At 71.1% G+C, this 26,213-nt stretch carries 18 protein-coding genes and 2 tRNA genes; 17 read left to right on the plus strand and 3 right to left on the minus strand.

Annotation, left to right across the window (positions count from 1 at the left end):
- Positions 1 to 173: 173 nt before the first annotated feature.
- Complete coding sequence (locus ABT053_RS11275) at positions 174 to 992, plus strand: ArsR/SmtB family transcription factor (protein WP_350968798.1); 819 nt, start codon at positions 174 to 176, stop codon at positions 990 to 992.
- A gap of 202 nt (positions 993 to 1,194) precedes the next feature.
- The gene (locus ABT053_RS11280) at positions 1,195 to 1,647 is read left to right on the plus strand and encodes a DUF2690 domain-containing protein (protein WP_350968800.1); all 453 of its coding nucleotides are present in this window, start codon (positions 1,195 to 1,197) and stop codon (positions 1,645 to 1,647) included.
- A gap of 496 nt (positions 1,648 to 2,143) precedes the next feature.
- Here the strand turns inward: ABT053_RS11280 and ABT053_RS11285 are convergent.
- Positions 2,144 to 2,229, minus strand: a tRNA-Leu gene (locus ABT053_RS11285).
- 165 nt (positions 2,230 to 2,394) lie between these two features.
- Here ABT053_RS11285 and ABT053_RS11290 point away from each other — a divergent pair.
- A complete protein-coding gene (locus tag ABT053_RS11290; protein ID WP_350968801.1) occupies positions 2,395 to 3,702 on the plus strand; it encodes a M20/M25/M40 family metallo-hydrolase in 1,308 nt (435 codons plus the stop codon).
- 973 nt (positions 3,703 to 4,675) lie between these two features.
- Positions 4,676 to 7,129 carry a chaplin family protein gene (locus ABT053_RS11295; protein WP_350968802.1) on the plus strand — a complete coding sequence of 818 codons (2,454 nt, stop codon included), beginning with the start codon at positions 4,676 to 4,678 and terminating at the stop codon, positions 7,127 to 7,129.
- 195 nt (positions 7,130 to 7,324) lie between these two features.
- On the opposite strand, the gene ABT053_RS43450 is transcribed toward ABT053_RS11295, so the two are convergent.
- On the minus strand, positions 7,325 to 7,741 hold the full coding sequence (locus ABT053_RS43450; RefSeq protein WP_425581893.1) for a DUF5703 family protein: 417 nt from the start codon (positions 7,739 to 7,741) through the stop codon (positions 7,325 to 7,327).
- Here ABT053_RS43450 and topA point away from each other — a divergent pair.
- The 13 genes from topA (at position 7,668) to ABT053_RS11365 (ending at position 25,043) form a co-directional block, all read left to right on the plus strand.
- The gene (gene topA, locus ABT053_RS11305; protein ID WP_350968803.1) at positions 7,668 to 10,319 is read left to right on the plus strand and encodes a type I DNA topoisomerase; all 2,652 of its coding nucleotides are present in this window, start codon (positions 7,668 to 7,670) and stop codon (positions 10,317 to 10,319) included. The genes ABT053_RS43450 and topA overlap by 74 nt on opposite strands.
- Before the next feature lie 436 nt (positions 10,320 to 10,755).
- On the plus strand, positions 10,756 to 12,195 hold the full coding sequence (locus tag ABT053_RS11310; RefSeq protein ID WP_350968804.1) for a metallophosphoesterase: 1,440 nt from the start codon (positions 10,756 to 10,758) through the stop codon (positions 12,193 to 12,195).
- A gap of 427 nt (positions 12,196 to 12,622) precedes the next feature.
- Complete coding sequence (tmk, locus tag ABT053_RS11315; protein WP_350968805.1) at positions 12,623 to 14,683, plus strand: dTMP kinase; 2,061 nt, start codon at positions 12,623 to 12,625, stop codon at positions 14,681 to 14,683.
- Positions 14,684 to 14,917: 234 nt separating this feature from the next.
- Complete coding sequence (locus tag ABT053_RS11320) at positions 14,918 to 16,099, plus strand: DNA polymerase III subunit delta' (protein WP_350968806.1); 1,182 nt, start codon at positions 14,918 to 14,920, stop codon at positions 16,097 to 16,099.
- A 171-nt stretch (positions 16,100 to 16,270) separates the two neighbouring features.
- Positions 16,271 to 16,792 (plus strand): SigE family RNA polymerase sigma factor, encoded by a 522-nt coding sequence (locus ABT053_RS11325; RefSeq protein ID WP_350968807.1) that lies wholly within the window; start codon positions 16,271 to 16,273, stop codon positions 16,790 to 16,792.
- Positions 16,793 to 16,860: 68 nt separating this feature from the next.
- Complete coding sequence (locus tag ABT053_RS11330) at positions 16,861 to 18,276, plus strand: hypothetical protein (RefSeq protein WP_350968808.1); 1,416 nt, start codon at positions 16,861 to 16,863, stop codon at positions 18,274 to 18,276.
- 231 nt (positions 18,277 to 18,507) lie between these two features.
- Positions 18,508 to 19,278: a hypothetical protein gene (locus ABT053_RS11335; RefSeq protein ID WP_350968809.1), complete on the plus strand. Its 771-nt coding sequence runs from the start codon at positions 18,508 to 18,510 to the stop codon at positions 19,276 to 19,278.
- A complete protein-coding gene (locus ABT053_RS11340; RefSeq protein ID WP_350968811.1) occupies positions 19,275 to 20,429 on the plus strand; it encodes a glycosyltransferase family 4 protein in 1,155 nt (384 codons plus the stop codon). Before ABT053_RS11335 ends, ABT053_RS11340 begins: the two co-directional genes overlap by 4 nt.
- A gap of 383 nt (positions 20,430 to 20,812) precedes the next feature.
- Positions 20,813 to 21,277 (plus strand): SigE family RNA polymerase sigma factor, encoded by a 465-nt coding sequence (locus ABT053_RS11345; RefSeq protein ID WP_350968812.1) that lies wholly within the window; start codon positions 20,813 to 20,815, stop codon positions 21,275 to 21,277.
- A complete protein-coding gene (locus tag ABT053_RS11350) occupies positions 21,274 to 22,023 on the plus strand; it encodes a permease-like cell division protein FtsX (protein ID WP_350968813.1) in 750 nt (249 codons plus the stop codon). Before ABT053_RS11345 ends, ABT053_RS11350 begins: the two co-directional genes overlap by 4 nt.
- A 190-nt stretch (positions 22,024 to 22,213) precedes the next feature.
- On the plus strand, positions 22,214 to 23,071 hold the full coding sequence (locus tag ABT053_RS11355) for a PSP1 domain-containing protein (RefSeq protein ID WP_502991728.1): 858 nt from the start codon (positions 22,214 to 22,216) through the stop codon (positions 23,069 to 23,071).
- Between the two features lie 331 nt (positions 23,072 to 23,402).
- Positions 23,403 to 24,902, plus strand: a complete 1,500-nt coding sequence (locus tag ABT053_RS11360) for an alpha/beta hydrolase (RefSeq protein ID WP_350968814.1) — start codon at positions 23,403 to 23,405, stop codon at positions 24,900 to 24,902.
- A gap of 64 nt (positions 24,903 to 24,966) precedes the next feature.
- Positions 24,967 to 25,043, plus strand: a tRNA-Thr gene (locus tag ABT053_RS11365).
- 134 nt (positions 25,044 to 25,177) lie between these two features.
- Here ABT053_RS11365 and ABT053_RS11370 read toward each other — a convergent pair.
- Positions 25,178 to 25,858 carry a hypothetical protein gene (locus tag ABT053_RS11370; RefSeq protein WP_350968815.1) on the minus strand — a complete coding sequence of 227 codons (681 nt, stop codon included), beginning with the start codon at positions 25,856 to 25,858 and terminating at the stop codon, positions 25,178 to 25,180.
- Between the last annotated feature and the right edge of the window lie 355 nt (positions 25,859 to 26,213).

The following is a 26,213-nucleotide window of genomic DNA, read 5'->3' on the forward strand; positions in this document are numbered from 1 at the left end:
ATTTTACGGCGGACGATCTGGCGCGTACCTCGGTCGCGGCTGCCAGTGACCCCCTGTGGGATGTGGTGCTCAGCCGCTTCCGGCTTCGCGAACGGGCGAAGCATCCGGTTTTCCGGCCGTGGACGAACGACCTCCGATCGAGGCCCGAGCGCATCGCGCGGATGAAGCCGGGCATGGCCCTGCTCGAAGTCCTGGCGCCGATGGGTCCTTACTGGCCCGACTTCCTCACCCCGCACGAATCGAGGAACGGTCTGGAAAGCGGGCTGACCGCGCTGATGTCCACCTCCCGGGAGCGCGTCCGCGAGGAGTTGCACAGGCTCTCGCGGCACCGCCGCCTGCCGGGCTGGATCAACGGCCTCGCGGGCGGCGACGCGATCGAGATGACGCGGATCGGCGCGGCGATACGCTCCTACCACGAGGTCGCCATCGTGCCGTACCAGAGCCTCATTCACGCGGCCGTCACCGCGGACCGCGCCCAGCGGGCTCGCGATCTGCTGGAGAACGGCACAGAAGGCCTGCTCAACGGCATGACCCCCATCATGAGGTGGCGTTCACCGGTGCTGGAGGTCGACTACGACCTGGACGGCGAGCTCCACCTGCGGGGGCGTGGGCTGAAGCTGGTGCCGTCGTACTTCTGCCGGAGAAAGCCCGTGACGCTGGCGGATCCGGACCTTCCGCCCGTGCTCATCTATCCCATCGAGCAACGCCACCGATGGACGCACACCGGGGTGCACGGCCGCGGCCTCGAGGAACTGCTGGGCCGCACCCGCGCCGCCGTGCTGCTCAGCCTCGCCACGAGCACGACCACCACCGAACTCGCCCGTGCCCTGCGGATCTCTCCCGCCTCCGCCAGCCGGCACACGGCGGTCCTGCGCGAGGCGGGGCTGATCGCCACCCGCCGCGACGGCACCGCCGCGCTCCACCTGCTCACCCCCCTGGGCATCGCGTTGCTCGACGGCGAAGTCCCGGGAGCCGGCGCCCTGACGGCGTAGCGCCGAGCCCGTCCACTTCTTTCACCCTCGCCGTAAAAGTCCTGTTCAGCGCTTCGGGCTCCGCCGCCCAGCGGCGGCGCGCACGGCGGCGACCAGCGTCATTCCGCCACGGTGCAACGAGGTTGTGCCACCGCCCGCCGGGTCGGCTAATGGGACGTGATGGACCGGGACGAACCGGCCATATCAATGCAGGGAGGTTTCCTTGTTCAAAAAGGCGATCGTGCTCGCGATGGTGATCGCGCTGCTGTCCGCCCTCGCTCCTGCCGCGAGCGCGAAGACGACAGGGCTGCTCTGCCGGGGCACCCAGTGCAACGGCGTCGACCCGCAGACAAGCGGCTGCGGCAACGACGCCAGGACCCTGGAGACCGTCGAGGACACCGGCGGATGGGTCATTCTCGAACTGCGCTACTCACCCACCTGTTACGCGGTGTGGGCCCGCGTCAACAACTTCCGCGGGGTCAGCGGCGTGGCGAAGATCATCGGCTACTCCGGCGGCCAGTTCATGTCCGAGCAGCTGAAGACCCTGGCCGCCTATCCGAACGAGAGCGCCTACACGAAGATGATCAGCTTTACGTACACCACGTACGCGTGCTACCGCAAATTCCACGACCTCTTCGGCTGGACCGAGTGGTGCAGCGGAGGCCACCAGCCCTAGCCCCGATGCCGGGAGGTCAGGGGTTCCGGCGGGTGTGTCCAGGGGTTTGGCCGAACCTGGGGACATGAGAACGGAGATCCAGTAGAGCGGGTGATCTTCCACGACCATCCGTCGAAGAACTGGATCTCCGTTGGGCCGACAGGCCGCCAGGTCTGCCCCGGCCTCCGCCGGCGACACCGTCACATCGACCACGCCCGCCAGCTGGATCCGGGAGGAACAGGCCAAGAAGATCCGAGCCGAAGCACGGCTACACCGTGAACCGAACCGCAGGCGGCGGCTCATCCGAGACGACCTCGCGAAGGCGACGAACACCACGGGTGACGCGGTACGGCTCCCGGGAAAGGCTGAGCTGGTCAGGAAGGCCCGGCTGCACGCCGGGCTCGGCGTCCGGCTGACCTATTACCCCGGCAAAAGTTCGGCTGACCTATTACCTCGGCAAAAGAAGAATCCTGGTCAGCTCTACGTCTGACCAGGACCTCATGAAGCGAATCGAACGTGTCCGAGGGGGGACTTGAACCCCCATGCCCCGCAAAGGGCACTAGCACCTCAAGCTAGCGCGTCTGCCTATTCCGCCACCCGGACGTGGTGCCTGCACGTGGGACCGTCATCCCGCGTCGGCGGACTCAGGTTAGCAAACTCTTGAGCCGGCGTCATATCGGTAAGAGGGCGGGCAAGGGCGGGGTGCCGGGAAGGGGAGGCCGACGGCAGGATGGGAGGTGAAGCCGTACCGAACCCCAAGGAGTCCACATGACGGCGATCAACGCTGAGGACGAGGTCGTCGGGCTGTGCCGCGACCTGATCCGGATCGACTCGACCAACGCGGGCGACAACTCAGGGCCCGGTGAGCGGGCCGCCGCCGAGTACGTGGCCGAGAAGCTGGCCGAGGTCGGGCTGGAGCCGCAGATCCTAGAGTCGGACAGCCGCCGGGCCAACGTGATCGCCCGCATCGCGGGGGAGGACTCCTCCCGCGACGCCCTGCTGCTGCACGGCCACCTGGACGTCGTCCCCTTCAACGCGGACGACTGGACCCAGCACCCGCTCAGCGGCGAGATCGCGGACGGCTGCGTCTGGGGGCGCGGCGCGGTCGACATGAAGAACATGGACGCGATGATCCTCGCGGTCGTACGGCAGCGGCTCGGCGAGGGCCGCCGCCCGCCGAGGGACGTGGTGCTGGCGTTCACCGCCGACGAGGAGGCGGGCGGCAAGTACGGCGCGCAGTGGCTGGCCGACGAGCACAAGGACCTGTTCGACGGGTGCTCCGAGGCGATCGGCGAGGTGGGCGGGTTCAGCGTCTCCATCGACGAGGCGCGCAGGCTCTATCTGATCGAGGCCGCCGAGAAGGGCATCGCCTGGATGCGCCTGACCGCCACCGGCAGGGCCGGGCACGGCTCGATGCTCAACGCCGAGAACGCGGTGACCGAGCTGGCCGAGGCGGTGGGCCGCATCGGGCGGTACGAGTGGCCGGTCCGGATGACGCGGACGGTCAGGACGTTCCTGGAGGAGACCTCCAGGGCCCTGGAGCTGGAGCTCGACCTGGACGACGCCGAGAAGACCGTCGCCAAGCTGGGGCCGCTCGCCCGGATGATCGGCGCCACGCTGCGCAACACCGCCAACCCCACGATGCTGGAGGCCGGCTACAAGGCCAACGTGATCCCCCAGGCCGCGACCGCGCACGTGGACGGCCGCTTCCTGCCGGGGTACGAGGACGAGTTCTTCGAGACGCTCGACGGGCTGCTCGGCCCCAACGTGACCAGGGAGTTCGTCTACCACGACATCGCCATCGAGACCGGCTTCGACGGGCCGCTGGTGCGCGCGATGGCCGACGCCCTCCTCGCCGAGGACCCGGGCGCGCTCGCCGTGCCGTACACGCTGTCGGGGGGCACGGACCTCAAGGCTTTCAGCAGGCTGGGCATCCGGGGGTTCGGGTTCGCGCCGCTGCGGCTGCCCGCCGACCTGGACTTCTCCGGGATGTTCCATGGCATCGACGAGAGGGTGCCGGTGGATTCGCTCCGGTTCGGGGTCCGGGTGCTTGACCGTTTCCTGGACGGCTGCTGAGCCGTTCCCGGGAAATCCGTTGCGCTCACTCGATGTGGTGCTAGCGTAACTCTCCGTTGAGGGATGGCTCGTGTCCAAACGGGCCCGTCCAGGAGCTTTGGGGAGGTCACGTGGCACGTGTGCCGCACGGGCAGTGGAGGGCGTCCTCGCCCGCTGCCCGACGCGCGCTCGTGGCCCTTCCCGTCGACGACACGATCCCCGACCGGGCTGACCGGATGGCGCGGTTCGCGGCCGGCACTCGGCGGGGCGTCAGGCGAGCCCTCGCTGCCGGCGGTCTCCTGGCCGCCGCATGGCTGCTCGCGGTCGTCTTCGGGCTCCTCGGCGCCGCTCCCGCCGTCGCGGACACCACCGCGACGACAGGGGAGGCGGGCTCCCAGACCCCTCACACAGCCGCCTCCGGATCGGCTTCCAGAGCCGATGTCTTCCCCACGGTCAGCGGCGGGCCGTCGGCGACACACAACGCCGAGGCCATGGCGGGGCGAGGTGTGGACGGGCTCACCAGCCAGTCCGGGCCGGGGTTCCCGGCACCCGCCACCGTCGAGCACGGCTCTGGCGCCAATGGATTCGTGCCCCAGAGTAGTGGTGGATCCGGCCTCCCAGGCCCGGGTCCGGGGGATGTCGCGTGGTTCGCCTACGACCCGCGGCAGACGACGCGGCGGGTCCCGCCGGCGTTCGTGCTCCCCCCTGTCGTCCGCACAGCGGCGGACGATCCCTCTTTCTCTCCCGACTGATCTCGTCTCGCGGACCGGCCCATCCCCTTCCGGGTGATCCGCCGGTCGCGGAGCCTGCCTTCATCCTCCGTCCCCAGGAGAACCGCTCCGTCCGGCGAGCGACCAGCGGGCAGCGAAAAGGCATTTCCCATTCCTCGTGACGGCCCGTCGGGGCCTCCGCTGTGCGGGCCTGTCCGGCCTTCGCACGGCCTCCGTGCCCTCACGAGGGTCAGGTCCCCCCCGAACTGCTAGGAGCTTCAATCATGCGTACGTGGGTTACGGGCACGGCCCCCGCGGCACTGCTCGCGCTGAGCGTCATGACCATGGGCGGCGGTACGGCCTTCGCCGACACCGACGGCGACCACTCGATCGCCGGAGGCAACCAGGTCAAACTCCCGATCACCCTGCCGATCGACATCAGCGGCAACGCCGTCGGCGTGGCCGGGCAGTCGGCCGCCTCCTCGGAGGGCGGCGCCTCCGTCGAGCCCGGCGACGGCGACGCGGGCGCCGGTGGCAACACCACGTCCGGCCGGGGCAGCGTCCTGGGCGGCAACCAGGTCGTCGCTCCCATCACCGCGCCCGTCAACGCCTGCGGCAACGCGGTGTCGGTCTTCGGCCGCTCCGAGGCGGGCTGCCGGGGCGGCTCCTCGGTGCGCAACCAGGGCGGAGGCGGCGGCGGAGCCGGTGGCAACCGCACGAACGGTGAGCACAGCATCGGCGGCGGCAACCAGGTGGTGGCGCCGATCACCGCGCCGATCAACGCCTGCGGCAACTCCTTCGCGATCTTCGGCGGGGCCGCCGCCGGTTGCCGCGGCGGGGCCTCGGTGAGCAACCCGGGCGGGTCCGGTGGCGGTCGTGGCGCCGGTGGCAACACCACGTCCGGCCGGGGTTCCGTGCTGGGCGGCAACCAGGTGGTGGCGCCGATCACCGCGCCGATCAACATCTGCGGCAACTCGGTCGCCGTCGTCGGCGAGGCCTTCTCCGGTTGCCAGGGCGGCGCCGAGGTCGGCGGCGGCACCCCCGGCGGCCCTGGGAACCCGGGCGGTCCCGGAAACCCCGGTGGCCCCGGAAACCCGGGTGGTCCGGGACACCCGGGCGGTCCCGGTCACCCCGGCGGTCCCGGGCACCCGGGCGGACCTGGGCACCCGGGCGGTCCGGGACACCCCGGCGGTCCGGGACACCCGGGTGGTCCGGGGTGGCCCGGTAAGCCCGGAGAGCACGACGGCCCCGGCCGGCCAGGCGGGCCCGGCGGGTCTGGAGAGCACGGCAGGCCCGGCAAGCCCGGCGGGAAGCCCGGCAAGCCCGGTTACGGTGACCACGGCGGCCGTGGGAAGCAGTGGCCGCGTCCGGGTGGCGGCTGGGAGCAGGGCCCGCGTCCCGGCGGTGGCTGGGAGCACGGCCCGCGTCCGGGCGGCCCCGGTTCCGGCGGTCCCGGCGACGGCTGGGAGCGCGGGCCCCGTCCCGGCGGGCCCGGAGGCCCCGGCGGTTACGGCCGGCCGGGGAACGACACCGACGGGCGCTTCGGCGCCGGCAGCGGCAACCAGGTGGTGGCGCCGATCACCGCGCCCGCCGAGGTCTGCGGCAGCGCCGTCGGCAACGGCCGGGCGGGTTGCCCCGGAGGGGTGTCGGTGCCGGCGGGCCGGGGCGCGGGTGGCGCGGGTGGCAACACCACGTCCGGCCGGAACTCGGTGCTGGGCGGTAACCAGGTGGTCGCGCCGATCACCGCGCCGATCAACGTCTGCGGCAACGCGGTCGCCGTCCTGGGCGGCGCGTTCGCCGGCTGCCAGGGCGGAGCGTCCGTCGCGGGCGGTGGCGCCGGTGGCGCCGGGGGCGCGGGTGGCAACACCACGTCCGGCCGGAACTCGGTGCTGGGCGGCAACCAGGTCGTCGCGCCGATCACCGCGCCGGTCAACGTCTGCGGCAACGCGGTGGGCGTGCTCGGCCGGGCCGCGGCCGCGTGCAGGGGCGGCGCCTCGGTCGCGGGCGGCGCGGGCGCGGGTACGGGTGCCGGTGGCAACCGCACCTCAGGGCGGAACTCGGTGCTGGGCGGCAACCAGGTGGTCGCGCCGATCACCGCGCCGGTCAACATCTGCGGCAACGCGGTCGCGGTCCTGGGCGACGCCGCCGCGGGCTGCCTCGGCGGCTCCCGCGTCGGCGGCCCGTCCGGGCGTCCGGGCGGTGGCCCCGGTGGCCCCGGTGGCCCCGGCGGTCACGGTGGCCACGGTGGCCACGGCGGCCCCGGCGGCTATGACAACGGTCACGGCCACTGGGACTCCAAGCCCGGCAGGCACAAGACCAGCGGCCTGCTGCCCGCCCTCCCGGCCGTCCCGGCTCTCGGTGGCGCGGCCGGACAGGCGTCCGCCTCGGACATGTCGCCCGCGGCCCAGCGGGCGGACCAGGCCCGGTTCGCGGCCCCCGCAAGGCTGCCCGAGCTTCCCGCGGTGCCCGTCGCGCCCGCCGCGCCCGCCGCTCCGGCCGGAGACCGGGCCGCGGCGGCCGGGAACGGCTCGCCGCTGGCCCCCGTCACCGACCTGGCCTCCTCGACCCCGGCGGGCGCCCTGCCGGTCGGTGACCTGGGTCTGATGAGCGCCGCCCAGCCCGTGGGGGTGACCGGGATGAACGTCGGTTCCCTGGTCACCCTGATGGTCGGCGCGATGGCCGCGGTCGCCGCGACGGTCTTCGGCACCACCCGCCGGATCCGTTTCGGCAAGAAGTAAGGCGTAAAAAGTAAGACATTAGTCACCCAATAGACACGCTTTCCCAGAGCCACTGAGGAAGGCGCGCAGACGCCTCGACGGCGGTGGGACAGGACGACCGCGCCCCTGTGGCGCGGCGTCCGCTCAGCCGGCGGGGCATGGAAGCTTTGCCCGTTCCGGGGGCGCGGCCCGGAGCGGGCAAAGCCATGTCCGGGATCACATCGTCCTGGTCACACGTATGATCTTCCGGCGCAGTCGGACGTCCCGGCGGCCGTCGGGATACAGTCGCAGGCGGTCGAGTTCCCAGTCGCCGTATTCTGCATGTTCGGTCAGTATCCGCCGGGCTGCGTCCCGGGATGTGCCACGCGGAAGGTGGAGAACCAAGTAGGAGTAGTCGAGCACAGCGATTAGTCTCCGAGGGTGAGCCGGGGGACGTCGACACTCATAGGGCTTTATTCTGCGTCCTTGCGGCTTCTCTTGGGAGTGTCCCCGGCTGAGACCGGGTAACCCGAGGGGAAGAAAACGGGGAACGAATGCGAACAGCGAGGTAGGAAGCAGCGTGCCAGCCAAGAACGGCAACGCCGACGGAACCCGCCTGGTGATCGTCGAGTCGCCTTCCAAGGCGAAGACCATCGCCGGGTACCTCGGCCGCGGCTACGTCGTGGAGTCCAGCATCGGACATATTCGCGACCTCCCCGAGAAGGCCGACGACATCCCCGAGAAGTTCAAGGGGGAGTCGTGGGCGCGCCTCGGCGTCAACGTGGATCACGAGTTCGAGCCGCTCTACGTCGTCAACCACGACAAGAAGGCGCAGGTGAGCAAGCTCAAGCAGCTGCTCAAGGACGCCGACGAGCTCTATCTCGCCACTGACGAGGACCGCGAGGGCGAGGCGATCGCCTGGCACCTTCGTGAGGTGCTCAATCCCAAGGTGCCGGTCCACCGCATGGTGTTCCACGAGATCACGCCGAGGGCGATCCAGGAGGCGGTGGCCAATCCCCGCACCCTGAACCTGCGGCTGGTCGACGCCCAGGAGACCCGGCGCATCCTCGACCGCCTCTACGGCTACGAGGTCAGCCCGGTCCTGTGGAAGAAGGTCAAGCCCAAGCTGTCCGCCGGGCGCGTGCAGTCCGTGGCGACCAGGCTCGTCGTGGAGCGCGAGCGCGAGCGCCTCGCGTTCACCAGCGCGAGTTACTGGGACCTGCAGGCGCTGCTCGACACCGGCCGCGACGAGGTCCCGCACGAGTTCACCGCCACGCTGACCGGCGTGGACGGCAAGCGCGTCGCCCAGGGCCGCGACTTCGCGAGCAACGGCACCCTCAAGAACGCCGACGTGCTCCACCTCGACGAGCAGGCCGCCCACGCCCTGGCCGGGCGCCTGGCCGGCGTCTCGTACAAGGTCAGGTCCGTCGAGCGCAAGCCGTACACCCGCAAGCCGTACGCGCCGTTCAGGACGACCACGTTGCAGCAGGAGGCCAGCCGCAAGCTGGGCTTCTCCGCGAAGTCGACCATGCAGGTCGCCCAGCGCCTGTACGAGAACGGCTTCATCACCTACATGCGGACCGACAGCATCACCCTGTCGGAGACCGCCGTCGCGGCGGCCCGCAGCCAGGCGATCAAGCTGTACGGCGCGGCGTACGTGCCCGACAAGCCGCGCGTCTACGCCAGCAAGGTCAAGAACGCGCAGGAGGCGCACGAGGCGATCCGTCCCTCGGGCGAGGAGTTCCGCACGCCGGGCGAGACCGGCCTGAGCGGCGACATGTTCCGCCTGTACGAGCTGATCTGGCAGCGGACCGTGGCCTCCCAGATGAAGGACGCGGTCGGCGAGTCGGTCACCGTCAAGGTGGACGGCACGTCCAGCTCCGGCGAGCGGGTCGAGTTCACCGCCTCCGGGCGGACGATCACCTTCCACGGCTTCCTGAAGGCCTACGTCGAGGGCGCGGACGACCCGTCCACCGACCGGGACGACTCCGAGAAGCGCCTGCCGAACCTGACCGAGAACGACCCGCTCACCGCGTCCGCCCTCAACGTGCTGGCGCACGCCACCAAGCCGCCCGCGCGGTACACCGAGGCGTCGCTGATCAAGGAGCTGGAGGACCGGGAGATCGGCCGCCCGTCGACGTACGCGTCGATCATCGGGACGATCCTCGACCGGGGCTACGTCTTCAAGAAGGGCACGGCCCTGGTGCCGTCCTTCCTGGCGTTCGCGGTGGTCAACCTGCTGGAGCAGCACTTCGGCCACCTCGTCGACTACGACTTCACCGCCGACATGGAGAAGGTCCTCGACGACATCGCCAACGACAGGGCGGAGCGGGTGCCGGAGCTGCGCCGGTTCTACTTCGGCGTGGACGGCGACGAGGGCCTCAAGGAGATGGTCACCGATCTCGACGAGATCGACGCCAAGGAGATCAGCTCGTTCTCGATCAGGGGCACCGACATCATGATCCGGGTGGGCCGCTACGGCCCGTACCTGGACCGCGACGGCGCCCGGGTGAACGTGCCGGAGGACCTGGCGCCCGACGAGCTCACCGCCGAGATGGCCGAGGAGCTGTTCTCCCGCCCGACGGGCGACCGGGAGCTGGGCAAGGACCCGGTGACCGGGCACGTGATCGTGGCCAAGGACGGCCGTTACGGCCCGTACGTCACCGAGATCCTGCCCGAGGAGGCGCCGCCGGCCGAGGGCGCCAAGAAGAGGACCAAGAAGGCCGACGTCCCCAAGCCGCGCACCGGGTCGCTGCTCAAGACGATGTCCCTGGACACCATCACCCTTGAGGACGCCCTGCTCCTGCTCTCGCTGCCGAGGGTGCTCGGGGTGATCGACGACCAGGAGGTCACCGCCCAGAACGGCAAGTTCGGGCCGTACATCAAGAAGGGCACCGACTCGCGCTCCCTGGCGTCGGAGGAGGAGCTGTTCACGGTCACCCTCGACCGGGCCAAGGAGCTGTTCGCCCAGCCCAAGGCGAGGGGCAGGCGGGCCGCGGCCGCGCCGCCGCTGCGCGAGCTGGGTGAGGACCCCGTCTCCAAGAAGCCGATCGTGGTGAAGGAGGGGCGGTTCGGGCCCTACGTCACCGACGGGGAGACCAACGCCTCCCTGCGCAAGGGTGACGAGGTCGAGCAGATCACCACCGAGCGCGCCGCGGAGCTCCTCGCCGACCGGCGCGCCCGCGGCCCGGCGCCCAAGCGCACCACCACCAGGGCCAAGGCGAAGGCCTGACGCTTTATCCCGGGGCCCTGGCCTTATATCCGGGGCCCCGGAGCCCCGGAGCCCCGGGGTCCCGGGACCCTGGGGCTTTCCAGGGTTCCGGGGGCCCGGGGATCCGGGGCCTTCCAGGGGGCTGGGACGGGTGGGCGAGAGGGCTGACGCCTGTTTCCGGGGCTCTGGGACGGGTGTGGCGAGAGGCTTGACGCCCTGTTTCCAGGCCCTGGGACGCGTGGGCCGAGAGGTCTGACGCCCTGTTCCAGGGCTCTGGGAGTTCCAAGCCTCTGGGAGTTCCGGGGCTCTGTGACGCGCCGGGCGGGAGGCCTGACGCCATGTTCTCCCGGCTCCGGGAACTTCCGGGACCCTTTTCGGGGTCTTGGGAACGCATCCGCCGTCCCGGGCGTTCTTCGGAACGCGCCGGGAACGGCCGGTGGGCGAGCGGGAGGGGCGAGTGACGATCGTGGGCTTCGTGTCGCTGGTCGTCTGCGCGGTCACGCTGGTCCACTGTTACCTGTGGCATCGCCTGATCCGCTCCACCACGCGGCCCGGCCGGACCCGCCGGGTGCTGACGTGGGTCCTCGTCGCCCTGGCCGTGCTCGCCCCGGTGACGTTGGTCGCCTCCCGCAGCGAGTGGGGTCACTTCCTGGCGTGGCCGGGGTTCTTCTGGATCGCGGTGATGTTCTACCTCTTCGTGTTCCTGGTGATCCTGGAGATTCCCCGGGCCGTGGCCCTGACGGTCCTGCGCACGGTCGAGCTGCGGGCGGAGCGCCGCCGGGTCCCGCGGGGAGTGGCCGCCCGCAGGGCGGAGCGAGCCGCGCTCCTCGCCGCCCGGCCGGTGCCCGTCGCCGAGCCCGTGCCCGCCGTTCAGCCGGTGTCCGTCGCTCAGTCCGATGCCGCTCAGGCCGATGTCGCTAAGTCCAACGCCGTTCAGGCCGATGCCGTCGGCCCGGCCGACGAGCCCGAGGCGGGGTCCGCGGTCGGCGGCGTGATCGTCGTTCCGGGCGCCGGGGACGCCCGGCGCGGCGGGACGAACGATCCGGCCGCGATGAGCAGGAGGCTGTTCATCGCCCGTACGGCCGCGGTCGCCGCCGGGGCGGGGGCGCTGGGCGCGGTCGGCTTCGGGGTGCGGACGGCCCTCGGCGACCCGGTGATCGAACCGGTCAGGGTCGTGCTGCCCAGGCTGGATCCGCGCCTGAGCGGCCTGCGGTTCGCGGTGGTCAGCGACATCCACCTGGGCCCGCTCACCGGTACGGAGCACACCCGGCGCATCGTCCGCATGATCAACTCCTTGCGGGCCGACGTGGTCGCCGTCGTCGGGGACCTGGTCGACGGCACGGTGGCCGAGCTCGGCCCGCTGGCCAGGCCGCTGAAGGACCTCGAATCCCGCTACGGCGCCTACTTCGTCACCGGCAACCACGAGTACTACACCGCCAACGGCCCGCAGGAGTGGATGGAGGAGCTGCGCGGGCTCGGCGTCCGCCCGCTCGGCAACGAGCGCGTCGAGATCGCCCACGGGGGAGCCGTGCTCGACCTCGCCGGGGTCAACGACCTCGGCGGCGTCGCCTCGGGGGACGGGCCTGACTTCGAGCGGGCGCTGGGCGGCGGCCGCGACCGCTCCCGGTCCACCGTCCTGCTCGCCCACCAGCCGGTCCAGGCCGTCCAGGCGGCCACGTACGGCGTGGACCTCCAGCTGTCCGGCCACACGCACGGGGGGCAGATGGTCCCCTTCAACCTGATCGTCCCGATGCAGCAGCCGGTCGTCTCCGGCCTCGGCGAGGTGGACGGCACCCAGGTGTACGTGACGCGGGGCGCGGGCTTCTGGGGGCCGCCGGTCCGGGTGGGCGCTCCCCCCGAGATCACCCTCCTGGAAGTCGGCCACGAGCGAGTGTAGGAACGTGTAGGAACCTCGCCACGGTCCTCTGGAAACGGAAAGGGGGCGGTGGTGCGCCTCCGGAGATTCCGGAGGTACGGAAACGGAGCGGCGGTGAGTCTCCGGGGGTTCCGCCAGGGGGTGGGGCATCTTCGGAAACCCCGCCACGAGGGGGCGAGGGATCTTCGGGAATCCCGCCACGAGCCCCCTGGGAACAGCGGTGGGGCACCCCGGGAATTCCGTCACGAGCCCCCCGGGAGCTCTGTCACGAACCCACGGGAGCTTCGTCACGAGCACCTCTGGAAACAGCGGCACCTGGCGCTTCTTTTCGCGGGGGTGGCCTGCGGGGTAAGGGGTGGACGTATTACCCTCGTGCGATGGGCAGCCGGGCATTTCCGCCTGGCTCGTGTTTTCCCCAGCCCAGCGAGCATCTGGATACGCTGACACTATGACCACCCCTGGCCGGAGCACCGCGCGACGCAAGCCCCCCCACGTGCTGGCCAATGCCCCGTTCCGCAAGCTGTGGACGGCGATGTCGGTGTGCAGCCTGGGAGACTGGCTCAACCTCCTGGCGCTGACCGCACTGGCGGGCAACCTCACGGCGGGGCAGGGATACAAGGTCCAGAGCCTGGCCATCGGCGGCGTCTTCGTGGCGAAGATGCTCCCGGCCATCCTGCTGGGCCCGCTGGCGGGCGCGTTCGCCGACCGGTTCGACCGGCGGCTGACGATGTTCTTCTGCGACCTGCTGCGCTTCGCGCTGGTGCTGTCGATCCCGCTGATCGGCAGCTACGAGTGGGTGATCGTCGCCACGTTCCTGGTCGAGTGCGTCAACCTCTTCTGGGTCCCGGCCAAGGACGCCACGGTGCCCAACCTGGTGCCCAAGGAGCGGCTGGAGGAGGCCAACCAGCTCAACCTCCTGGTCACGTACGGCACCGCGCCCATCGCGGCGCTGCTGTTCGCGCTGCTGTCGGTCGCCGACGACTTCCTGGGCAGGCTGGTGCCCTTCCTCGCCCAGCGCGAGACCTACCTGGCGCTGTTCATCAACGCCCTCGCGTACCTGGTCTCGGCCGTCATCATCTTCTCGCTCAAGGACATCCCGAAGACGGGCGCGCGGGCCACCGCGACGCCGTCGGTGCTGCGGCAGATCTTCGAGGGCTGGCGGTTCGTCGGCGGCAACCGGCTGATCCGCGGCCTGATCATCGGCATGCTGGGCGCGTTCGCCGCCGGTGGCGCGGTGGTCGGGGTGGCCAAGATCTACGTGGACGCGCTGGGCGGCGGCGACGCGGCGTACGGCGTGGTCTTCGGCGCGGTCTTCGTCGGTATGGCGTCCGGCATGTTCTTCGGGCCCAAGCTGCTGAGGGAGCTGTCGCGGCGGAGGCTGTTCGGCCTGTCGATCGTGGTGGCCGGGCTGGTCCTCGTCACGATCGCGCTCGTCCACAACCTGGTGATCGTCGTCCTGCTGACCGTGCTGCTCGGCGCGTGCGCCGGGATCGCCTGGATCATCGGCTACACCATGATCGGGCTGGAGGTGGACGACAGCCTGCGGGGCCGTACGTTCTCCTTCCTGCAGTCGCTCGCCCGGGTGACCCTGCTGCTGGTGGTCGCGGTCGCGCCGACCCTGGCAGGCCTGTTCGGCGAGCACCAGATCAGGGTCGGCCCGGATCCGGTCTACCGGTTCGACGGCTCCAACCTGGTGCTGCTGGTCGGCGGGCTGCTCGCGGTGATCGTCGGGATCGTCGCGCTGCGGCAGATGGACGACCGCAGGGGCGTCTCGATCGTCACCGACCTGCTCGCCGCGGTGCGAGGCGAGCGGTTCGCCCCCGAGAGCGCCGAGCGGGGGCGCGGGATGTTCGTCGCGTTCGAGGGCGGCGAAGGGTCGGGGAAGACCACCCAGTCCAGGCTGCTCGCGATCTGGCTGCGTGACCAGGGCTTCGACGTCGTGCAGACCCGTGAGCCCGGCTCGACCAAGGTGGGGATGCGGCTGCGCGCGATCCTGCTCGACGCGGTGCACCAGGGGCTGTCCGCGAGGTCCGAGGCGCTGCTGTACGCGGCCGACCGGGCCGAGCACGTGGAGAAGGTCATCCGCCCGGCGCTGTACCGGGGGTCGATGGTGATCTCCGACCGCTACGTCGACTCGTCGCTCGCCTACCAGGGCGCGGGCCGGGCCCTGGACGCCGAGGACGTCACGAGGATCAACAACTGGGCCACCGGCGGGCTCGTCCCCGACCTCACGGTGCTCATCGACACCCCGCCGTCGGTGGGGCTGGCCCGGCTGGGCGGGGCCGCCGACCGCATCGAGTCGGAGCCGCTGGAGTTCCACGAGCGGGTCCGCCGCGAGTTCCGGGCGCTGGCCGCCGCCGAGCCCGACCGCTACCTGGTCGTCGACGGGGTCCTGCCCCAGAACCAGATCTCCTCGATCATCCACGACCGGGTCCGCGAGATCCTGCCCGACCCGGTGCCCCGGGAGTCGGAGGACGTCACCGGGACCATGCCCGCCATCCGCGACTGAGCCCGCCTCACGGGCGGTGGCCGGTACGGTGCTTTCGTGCCCGCACCGGGCAGGAGCATCGGCGGTGGCCGGTACGGTGCGTCCTGCTCACACCGGGCAGAAGCCTCGGTGGTGGCCGGTATGGTGCCTCCGCGCCGGGCCGGAATGTCGGCGGTGGCCGGGCCGGTGCGCCGCCGCCGGGCCGGGAACGCCATCCGCGACCGAGCCCGCGTCCCCGGCGGTAGGTTGGGGGGCGTGGGAGTCTTTGATGATCTTGTGGGGCAGGAGCGGGCCGCCGCGACGCTCCGCCGCGCGGCGGCGGCCGGGGCCGACCTGCTGGCCGGGGGGCGCGGCACCGGGATGACCCACGCGTGGCTGTTCACCGGGCCGCCCGGGTCCGGGCGCGAGGAGGCCGCGCGGGCGTTCACCGCCGCGCTGTTCTGCCCCGACCAGGGGTGCGGCCACTGCGACATGTGCCACCAGGTGGAGGTCGGTTCCCACCCCGACCTGGAGATCGTCCGCCCGCAGGGGCTCTCGTACGGCATCAAGGACACCCGGCGGCTCATCCTGCGCGCGGCCGGGGCGCCGACGCTGGGCCGCTGGCGGGTCGTGTTGTTCGAGGACGCCGACCGGGCGACCGAGGGGGCGTCCAACGCGCTGCTCAAGGCGATCGAGGAGCCGCCGCCGAAGACGGTGTGGCTGCTCTGCGCCCCCTCCCCGGACGACATGATGATCACCATCAGGTCCCGCTGCCGGCTCGTCACGCTCGTCACCCCGCCCACCGCGGCGGTCGCCCACGTGCTGGCCACGCGCGAGAACGTACCTCCGGCGATGGCGGAGTTCGCCGCCAGGGCGGCCCAGGGGCACATCGAGCGCGCCCGCAGGCTCGCGCTGGACGCGGAGGCGCGGGCGCGTCGCGAGGCGGTGCTGTCCATCCCCCGGTCGCTCACCGGCGTCGGGGAGTGCGTGATGGCCGCCGAACGGCTGGTGAAGACCGCCGAGGACGAGGCCGCCGCGGTCACCGCGCTGCTGAACGAGTCGGAGATCACCGAGCTGCGCCAGGCCTACGGCGAGGGCTCCACCGGCAAGGGGCTCAACAGGGGGCTGATCCGCGGCGGCGCGGGGGCGCTCAAGGATCTCGAGGACCGGCAGAAGTCGCGGGCGACCCGTACCAAGCGCGACGTCATCGACGCGTCCCTGCTCGACCTGGTGGCGTTCTATCGTGACGTGCTGGCGGTGCAGTTCGGCGCGCACGTGGAGCTGGCCAGCGAGGACCGCCGCGCCGACCTGGACGAGCTGGCCCGCGCCTCCACGCCGGAGGACACCCTGCGCAGGATCGACGCGATCATGCGCTGCCGGAGGCGGCTGGCGTCCAACGTCAGCCCGCAGATGGCGGTCGAGTCGATGACCATCTCGCTGCACCGTCCCCGGCTCTGAGGTTGTACGGGCCTTTTGAAGCCGTACGGCCCCGGCTCTGAAGCCGTGCCGGCCTTTTGAAGGCGTACGGGCCCAGGCGTGGAAGCCGGGCCGGTTCTGGAGCGGTACCGGTTTCGTGAATCCGGTTCGTGACGGGAGGCAACCCCGGGGCGGTTTCCGCGTCTCTTGGTCATGCGACCCGAAACGCTGGACGTGGGCAGACCCGGGCCCGCTGAGACGATCAGCGGGCTCTACGCCGGGCACGCGCTCGGGCTGACCCGGCTGGCCCTGCTCATGGTCGGGGATCGGGAGTCCGCCGAGGACGTGGTGCAGGAGGCGTTCCTCGGTCTCCATCGCCGGTTCGGGCGGCTGCGGGACCCGGAGAAGGCGCTCGTCTACCTGCGCAGCGCGGTGCTGAACAACGCGCGTACCGTGCTGCGCCGCAGGCGGCTGCCCTCGTGGTTCGCCGGGACCTACGCGCCGCCCGTCTGGTCGGCCGAGTCCGAGGCGATGCTCGGCGACGAGCGCCGGGCGGTCGTGGAGGCCCTGCACCGGTTGCCGCGCCGGCAGCGCGAGGTGTTGCTGCTGCGCTTCTACGCGGACCTGCCCGAGGAGGAGACCGCCAGGGCCATGGGGGTCAGCCGGGGCACCGTCAAGTCCACCACGCACCGGGCGCTGAACGCGCTCGGCCGTCTCCTGGAGGAGGACCGGTGAACGTTCCTGGAGGAGAGCCGGTGAACGTTCCGGGGAGAGAGCCGGTGAACGTTTCCGGGGGAGAGCCGGTGAACGAGGTCGTCGACCGGTTGCGGGACGCGGCCGGAGCCGTCGGGAGGACCGTCCAGCACGTCCCCCCGTTCAGGCCGCGGCCGTTTCGTACGAGAAGGTCCTGGGTCGTGCCGCTGGCGGCAGCGGCGGCGGTGACCGCGGTGGCCGCCGCGGGGGTGATGGTCGTCCAGGGTGACGGCCTGCGGGACGGCGTCGTCGCGCCGACCGCCCCGGCGCCGACCTCCGCCGCGGGTCCGGAGCCGGGGGCGGATCCAGAGTATTTCGCGGTGACCGGTGGCGACGGCCTCAGGTTCTATCGGGCGGACACCGGTCAGCGGGCCGGCAGGCGGTCCCCGAGAACCCCGGAGGAGCGCTTCTCCCTGGTGGACTCCGCGCGAGGCGTGTTCTACACCGTGCTGACGACGGGCCCCTGCGAGCACCGGTTCGTCCGCCTTACGGCCGCCCGGCCGGGTGAGGCTCCGCTGACGGAACAGCTGTTGAACGAGCCGCCGCGGGGGACCGTGCCCACGTCGCTCGCGGTCAGCGCGGACGGCGGCACGCTCGCCTACGGCCTGTCGTCCTGCGGGGCCGGAGTCTCCGCCGTCCCGCGGCTCGGCGTGACCGACCTGGCCACCGGTGAGAGCCGGATCTTCGGCTCGCCGGGCGGCGACGAGGTCAGGAACGTGTCGGTCACCGCCGACGGCCGCTTCGTCGCCTTCCAGCGCCATCCCTCGGGCCGCGTACAGGTCACGGGCCCCTCGAACTCGCCCGTTCCGACCGTCATCCCGGAGACCCCCGCGTGGAGCCCGACCGCTGCCCCGGTGGCCCCTCCCACCTGGTCGGATCCCGGGCCGGGGACGCCCACCGTGGTGCCTCCCACTCCGGACGCCCCTCCGGCCGGGGCGCCGGGCCCGGCGGTCACTCCGGCGCCGGGCCCGGTGGTGACGGGCACCCCCCTGCCCGGTGCCACCGAGGTGCTGGAGCGGAACGGGCCCACGGCGATCTTCGAGATCGCTCCCGACCCCTCGGAGATATGGGTGCTCGACACGGACGAGGCCGGAGACGATCTGGACAGGGCGCGGAGAGTGCGGCTCGGGACCGCCTCCGGTGTGCCCGCCGGTGTGCACGGGGCGCGGATCGACGCCGACGGCCGCTCGTTCGTCGCGGCGCTCGGCCGGATCGGCCTGAAGGCCGACGGGGACCGCCTTTCCGTCGTTCCCGGGACGGCCGAGATCGTACGGTTCGACGCCGACGGCGGTCGGCCGGCCGTGCTCTACCGCGACGATCGGGGAGGTTTCCGGCTGGTCGACGCCGACGGTTCGGGCGGGCGTCTCGTGGTCCGCCGGGGGACGGAGTTCGGGGTGGTCGACTCTGGCCGATACCGGACGCTTCGGAATTTCCCCGGGACCGACGGGCTGAATATCGGCTGGTGAGAAGCGGGTGGTGACCGCCACCGAGTGGTCACTACCCGTCTGTTTCCGATTAGATGGAACCATTCACCGCTAAGTCACCTCAAAGTACGAGTGTGGGTCGTTAAGATTAACAGGCAAAAATAAGCTATTTCGTTATAAATCAGCGGACAGTGTCCTGCTCTACGGGGATGAGCAGAGAAGACCGGGGGACTCTTGGTGAGCATTGGGGCACGCTACGGGGTGATTTCGCCAGTGAGCGGGCGGGCTGTCACGAGCCGTGTCGGCAACGACGACGCGCTGATGATCGAATGGCCTGATCCTGCCGATGGGAACGGCGGGAACGGCGGGAACGGCGGGAACGGCGGAAACGGCGGAAACGGCGCGGAGATCGTCCTGCGGCACGTGGAGACCGGCGAGGAGTGCGGGGCCGGGGATCTGACGACGCTGTCCGCGGGTGTCTGGATGGCGTCGCGCGGTGGCGAGCCCGTCGTCACCGACGACCCGGGGTTCTCGCTCGACGGGCTGTGGTCCTACGCCGAGACCCGTCGAAACCGGGAGATCAGGGCGTTCCGCACCTCCCTCGGCACACTCGGCCTTCAGGTCCGCGAGGTCGAGCCCTACGTCGAGGTGATCCGCGTCACCGCGGAGGAGGGCGTGATCCAGGTGGAGGGCGCCATCGCGTACGGCGAGCCGATCCGGGGGGCGGCCAGGCTCGTCGCGGTGGCCCGCCGGGGGCCGGAGCCCGTGAGCGGGCCCGCGAGCTTCCAGGGGCGGTGGTTCGACGGGGGCGTGGAGATCGCGCCGATGGCCGAGACGCAGGTGCGGCGCCGGGTCTTCTGGGACCTCTACGCGGAGATCTCCGGGATGCGGCTGCCGCTGGCGACCCGGCTTGATGACATAACAGACAAAAAGACCAAAGTTCGTTTTCCTGCCCAGCGCGTCGGGCAGGTGAGGGTCCGGCCGTACTACACCGAGACCGACAGCCTCGCCGTCGCGCTCAGCATCGAGGAGGAGAGCCCGTGAAGATCTCCTTCCTCATCCTCAACGCCTACGGCATGGGCGGCACCATCCGCGCCACCTTCGACCTCGCCACCGCCCTGTCGGAGCGGCACGAGGTCGAGGTCGTCAGCGTCTTCCAGCACGCCGACAACCCCTTCCTGCCGCTGGGCTCCCAGGTCCGCCTGCGCTCGCTGGTGGACCTGAGGGAGGGGGCCAGGGTCCGCTGGCCGTACACGAAGAAGGCCGAGCGGCTGAGCACGCAGGAGAGCGCGCTGATCCACCCCGAGGAGCGCGCGTACGCCTCCTTCAGCGCCTGGAGTGACGAGGTTCTCGTCCGCGAGCTGCGCAGGCTCCGCAGTGACGTGCTGATCACCACCCGCGCGGGGCTCAACCTCATGGCCGCGAGGTACGCCCGCAAACGGGTCGTCACGATCGCCCAGGAGCACCTGCACTTCGAGGCCCACCAGCCCGGGATCTTCGAGGAGATCCGGACGTGGTACCCGAGGCTCGACGCCGTCGTGACCCTCACCGAGGCCGACGAGCACGACTACCGGAAGATGCTCAACGGGTCGCCCACCCGGGTGTTCACCATCGGCAACGGGCTGCCCGGCGGGCCGCGCCCGCGCTCCCGGCAGGAGAACCGGATCGTGCTGGCCGCGGGCAGGCTGGTGCCGGTCAAGGGGTACGACCGGCTGCTGAAGGCGTTCGTCCGGGTGGCGAGGGAACGTCCCGACTGGAAGCTGCGGATCTACGGTGAGGGCCGGGTCGGCGACAAGCTGGTCAAGCAGGCCGTCAAGCTGCGCCTGCACAACAACGTCACGTTCATGGGTCCCACCGGGGACATCGAGGGCGAGCTCGCCAAGGCCTCGATCCACGCGGTCAGCTCCCGGTTCGAGGGCTTCGGCATGACCATCATCGAGGCGTTCGCCTCCGGGGTGCCGGTGATCAGCTTCGACTGCCCCCGGGGCCCCCGCGAGATCATCACCTCCGGGGTGAACGGGCTGCTCGTCCCCGCCGACGACGTGGACGCCCTGGCCGGTGGCCTGATCCAGATGATCGACGACGAGGAGGGGCGTCGCCGGATGGCCGAGAACGCCCTCCGGACGGCGAGGAACTACGACATCTCCATGATCGTCAACCGCTGGGAGAAGTCCTTCGCCGAACTCGGTCGCTGACCGGAGCAGCGGACGGCCCCGTGGGGCGTCTCTGTGATGTGACCCTGTCATCTTCGGGAAGAACTCCCGATCCAGTGATCGAAATGCTCTCCTACGGGAAGCACCTGGCCAGGGACCGCGTCGGCCCCGCCGCGCCGAGGGAACAGGTGGGCGGCGCGGCACCGGGGCCGGAGCCGGGGCCTGGGTCTGGGCCTGGGCCTGGGCCTGTGTCGAGGCCGATGCCGGTGCCGGTGCGGATGTCCGTACCGATGTCCGTGCCGGTGCCGGTGCCGGTGTCGAGAGGGGACGCCGGGGCACCGGGGGCTCGTGCCGATGCCGATGCCGGGGCATCGAGGGCTTGTGCCGATGCCGATGCGTCCGAGGATCGTGTCGACGTCGCGGCGTTGTTCGCCGAGCACCATCTCGGTCTCGTACGGCTGGCGCTGCTCATGGTGGGCGACCAGGCCACGGCCGAGGACGTCGTGCAGGAGGCGTTCGCCCGCACCCACGCGGGACAACGCCGCCTGCGCGACCCCGATCGGGCGCTGACGTACATCCGCTCGGCGGTGCTCAACGGGTCCCGGTCGGTGCTGCGCCGCCGGGCGGTCGCCTTCCGGCGGGCCGTGCCGTACGAGCCGCCCGTCTGGTCGGCCGAGCACGCGGCGCTGCTCGGCGAGGAGCGCCGCGAGGTGCTCGTGGCCCTGCGCGCGCTGCCCAGGCGGCAGCGGGAGGCGCTGACGCTCCGCTACTACCTCGACCTGTCCGACCTGGAGATCGCCCAGACCATGGGGATCGCCGCTGGAACGGCCCGTTCCACCATCGCGCGCGGGCTGGCCGCCCTCGCCCGAGTGCTTGGGGAGCAATCATGACCGCCACCGGAAACCACCACCGCGACTCCCTGCCCGCCACCGGGAACCGCCACCGAGACGCCCTGTCCGCCACCGGGAACCGTCACCGAGACGCCCTGTCCGCCACCGAGAGCCGCCTTCGCGACGCCCTGTCCACCGCCGCGGTGACCGCCGTGGACGTCCGCCCGCTGACCGTTCCGGCGCACCGCTCCAGGGTCTCCTTCCGGATCGCCGTCCCGGCCCTGGCCGTCGCCGTGACGGTCTTCGGGGTCGTACACCTCACCACCCCCGCCCCGCCGCCGGCGGAGGGCATCATCGCCATGGCGATGAACGGCGACGAGCCGTCCGAGTACGCCGACGTGTCGGTCTTCCTCTGCAAGCCGAGGGATCTTCCCCCCTGCGACCACGCGGCGACCCGGGAAGAGAGGGCGGGGCTTCGGCGGGCGATCGAGGCCCGGCCCGAGATGGAAAGGGTCCTCTTCGAGGACCGTCAGCGGATGTGGGAGAACTTCCGGCGCCAGAACGCGGACAATCCGACGTTGATGCGGGAGATAGAGGTCTCGGACCTGCCGGAGGCGTTCCGGGTCTGGACCAGGCCGGGCGCGGATCCCGGCGCGGTCGCTCGTGCCATGAGCGAACTGCCGGGGGTGTCCAACTCGATAAACATGTCCTGCCTGCTGGAGCGCGCGTCGTTGTGGTCGATCGTCAGGGGCTTCCTTCCCTGGTCGGACGAGCCGGAGCAGTGCACGTTCCGGGGAACGGGGTGAGGGGGCGGGGGACGCGAGAAGACATGAGAGGACGTCGAGGGACATGAGAGGACGCTAGGGGACGCGAGGGGATACGGAGGGACCGTGCGCGGGCCGGGTGGTGCCTCTTCCCGGGTCTTCGGGCGGCCTCCGGGTTCCTGGGTATGACGCGTAGGGTGAGCACGAGCCGTACCCCCAGGTTTGGAGCCATATGGGCATGATCATGGCGGTGAGTTTCACCCGCTACGGCAGGCTGTACTACCTCGATCCCGGTGAGCACAGTCCCAAGGTCGGAGACAAGGTGCTGGTTCCCACCGAGGCCGGGCCCGAGGTGGCCGAATGCGTCTGGGCGCCGCAGTGGACGAGCGAGGAGGTCGGCGGCCTGCCGGTGTGCGAGGGCATCGCGACCGAGGAGCACCTCACCCGCGACGAGGGCAACAAACGGCGTCGCGCCGAGGCCCGCAGCGTCTCCAAGCGCCTGATCAAGCGGCACACGCTGCCCATGAAGGTGGTCGGCGTCGACTACACGGACGCCGAGAACGTCTACACCGTCTATTTCTCGGCCCCCCAGCGGGTCGACTTCAGAGCCCTCGTCCGCGACCTGGCCCGCAACCTGCGCGCCCGGGTGGAGCTGCGCCAGATCGGCCCCCGCGACGAGGCCCGCCTCCAGGGCGGCATCGGCCCCTGCGGCCGTGACCTGTGCTGCGCCACCTTCCTCAAGGACTTCGAACCGGTCTCCGTCCGCATGGCCAAGGACCAGGACCTGCCGGTCAACCCGCTGCGCATCGCGGGGGCGTGCGGGCGGCTGATGTGCTGCCTGAAGTACGAGCACCCGCTCTATCTCGACGCGCACAGCAGGATGCCCCGCGTCGGGCTGAAGGTCGACACCCCCGAGGGGGCGGGAACCGTCGTGGGCCGCAACGTACCCTCCGACTCCGTCGTGGTCCGCCTGGAGGACGGCGGACGCCGCTGCGCGTGCCCGTCGGCGTCGGTGTGCTCCCCGCGCAAGCAGCACGACGCGGCGTACGGGGACGCGGTGAAGGTCGCCGACGGCGGGCCGGAGGGGTGACGGGGGCGTGGTGAAGGTCGCCGACGGCGGGCCGGAAGGATGATGGAGACGTGAAGGTCGCCGACGGCGGGCCGGAGGGGTGACGGAGACGCGGTGAAGGTCGCCGGCAGCGGGCCGTAGGGGTGGGCGGGATCGCCGTGAAGGTCGCCGAGGGCGGTTCTGAGCAGGGGTGACCGGGGCCGCCCGCCGTCGGCGTGTCCGCCTGGGCGATGCGCGGTCGCGGGGCCCGGCGCGGGCGTAGGATGCGAGCGGTCAGCCTCTCCGCGCGCGTCGGCTCCCCTCGCCGGACCCGCGTGCGACCCCGACCCACGGACTACGGAGCGGACAAGGCGTGAGATCCCATGTGGCCGCCGTACTGGCGGCGGTGGCCCTGCTGGCGAGCGCGTGCACCGGAACCGGCGCCAACGCCGGTTCCGGCATCGGTACGGGCGGCGGCGAGGTGGGGTCGGGGAGGTCGTCGCTCGGCTGGGAGGAGTGCGGCGACGGTTTCGAGTGCGCGAAGCTCTCCGTGCCCCTCGACCACGCCAAGCCGGACGGCGAGAAGATCGAGCTCAGCGTGATCCGGCTGCCCGCCTCGGGTGACCGGATCGGCTCGATCCTCCTCAATCCCGGCGGACCCGGCGCCTCCGGGGTCAAGTACGCGCGAGGTGCCCGCACGGCGGTGAGCGAGGCCGTACGGGACCGCTTCGACGTCGTGGGCTTCGACCCGCGCGGGGTCGGCGAGTCCGCGCCCGTCCGGTGCCTGTCGACGAGCGAGCTGGACACCTACGTCGGTCTCGACAGCTCGCCCGACTCGCCGGGGGAGGTCACCATGCTGGAGGAGGGCTCGCGGCGGTTCGCCTCCGGCTGCCAGGCCCGCTCGGGCAGGCTCCTGCCGCACGTCGGCACGGCCGACGCCGCCCGGGACATGGACCTGCTGCGCGCCGCGGTCGGTGACTCCCGCCTCACCTACCTCGGCAAGTCGTACGGCACCCAGCTGGGCGCCGCCTACGCGGACCTCTTCCCCGGCCACGTACGCGCCCTCGTGCTGGACGGCGCCGTGGACCCCTCGCTCGACCCGCTGGAGCTGAACACCGCGCAGGCCCGCGGTTTCGAGGTCGCCCTCGACGCGTTCCTCGGGGACTGTCTCACCGCCACCGACTGCCCTTTCCGCGGCTCCGTCGGCTCCGCCCGCGCGGAGATCGCCGCCCTGCTCCGCCGCGCGGACACGACTCCCCTGACCAACGGGACGGGCGACGGCCGTACGGTGACCGAGGCCTGGACCACCCTCGGCCTGATCACCCCGCTCTACGACCGGCAGGCCTGGCCGGTTCTCCGCCAGGCGCTCGGCCGGGCACTGAAGGGCGACGGTACCGTCCTGCTCCGCCTGGCCGACCTGCTGATCGACCGCGAGGCGAACGGCGAGTACACCAACCAGACCGAGTCCAACCTGGCCGTCAACTGCGTCGACGCCCCCTACCCCCGCGACTCCGCCGCCTACGCCGCCGCGGCCCGCGAGTCGGCCAAGGACGCCCCGCTCTTCGGCGCGTACGTCATGTGGAGCTCGCTGCCCTGCGCCTACTGGCCGGCCAGGGGAGGCCCCCGGGCGAAGATCGACGCGCCCGGGGCCCCGCCCATCATGGTCGTCGGCACCGAACGCGACCCGGCCACCCCCTACCAGTGGTCCGAGGCCCTCGCCTCCCAGCTCTCCTCCGGCGTCCTCGTCGGCTTCGACGGCGACGGGCACACCGCCTACCTGACGGGGTCGACGTGCGTGGACCGCCTGGTGGACGACTACCTGATCGATCTGACCGTTCCCAAGGACGGAACCCACTGTCCCAAGATCAGCTGATTCCAGGGCGCGGGAAGGCCCCGGGAGCCTGTAGACTGCCGTAGGCCGTGGTGAAACACGGCACGCCGCCTTAGCTCAGTCGGCCAGAGCACTTCACTCGTAATGAAGGGGTCTGGGGTTCGATTCCCCAAGGCGGCTCCAGGTCAGAAGGCCCCCACCGGGTTCCGGTGGGGGCCTTTTGCCAATACCCCTGCTAACAGGGCCGCGGATCGGGTGGCTTTCCCCGCGACAGGGATGAGCGTCGGTCGCCTTTAACGCGCCGATATTGCGGCCGTCTACGAACATGGTCTCCCTGAGACGGTGCGCCGCTCGCACAGGGAGCACCACACCTCGTCCGGCTCCAGCAGGCCGGTTACTTCGTTCAGTAACGATCTTTTGATCTGACTCAGGGCTGTCGCGTCTTTGCTGAAGCAGCGGGCGACCCAGACGTCATGATCGTATGTCCACCAGTTGTCGAGGTGAAGGTGCACAGCGGATGCTCCGTCGAACCACCACAGGTCTGCTGGCCCTGAAGCCTCATCGACTCGCGGAGGAAAGCCCGCACCCGCCAGAACCGGGGCCGTTCCCCGTGTAGTGGTCAGTTCCAGCGTCAGATGTGGCCAGCGGTGAACGGCCACAAGCAGCGCGTGCGCCTCAAGCCGCTGCTCGACGGTCCGGTTGAGGATCCTGAGCGGCTTGTCGGCGAGGGTCATCCCGGCACGGCCGTCCAGGAGAACCTCCACACCCCACGTCCAGTCACCGTCCACGATTCCGTAAAACGCCCATCCGTGGGGCGTCCAGTAGACCCTCGCATCGCCATCCAGCCCGTATTCCATTCCATTGGGCCCCAAAGCCGGGCACCACAGCCCGCCGTACCTCTGCTCGAAAGCGATCATCGCCTCAACGGCTTCAGCGGGAACCCCGACCTCGGCCCCGTCATGATCAACGGCACGGGCAGTCCGTTCGATCCAGTCCACAGGCGTCGGTTCATACCAGCGCGCGTTTTCGTAAAGGAAAGTGTGGAGACGAGGCGATATCGAGCGGTCAGTTCGTATGTGCACACCTCAACGTAAAATCCCTGAGCCTGCACTGGGCAGGATCAGGGACTTTGTAAGAGGTCGAATCATCTCTTGTTCGAGAGCTTTGGCGAAGACATCGGCGGCGGCTGTTTCCGCTGAGCGGATCACGTGGGTGTATACGCGCGGGGTGACTGCTGGGTCTGCGGGGCCACGTCGAGCCGCGACCATATGAACGGGGATGTCGGCCAGGAGGCCCGTACAAGCCTGGATGATCACGAGCGAGGCGTTTCCACGCGAGCCGGGTCTCCTCATC

The sequence above is a fragment of the Streptosporangium sp. NPDC002524 genome, assembly GCF_040295985.1.
Taxonomy (GTDB): domain Bacteria; phylum Actinomycetota; class Actinomycetes; order Streptosporangiales; family Streptosporangiaceae; genus Streptosporangium.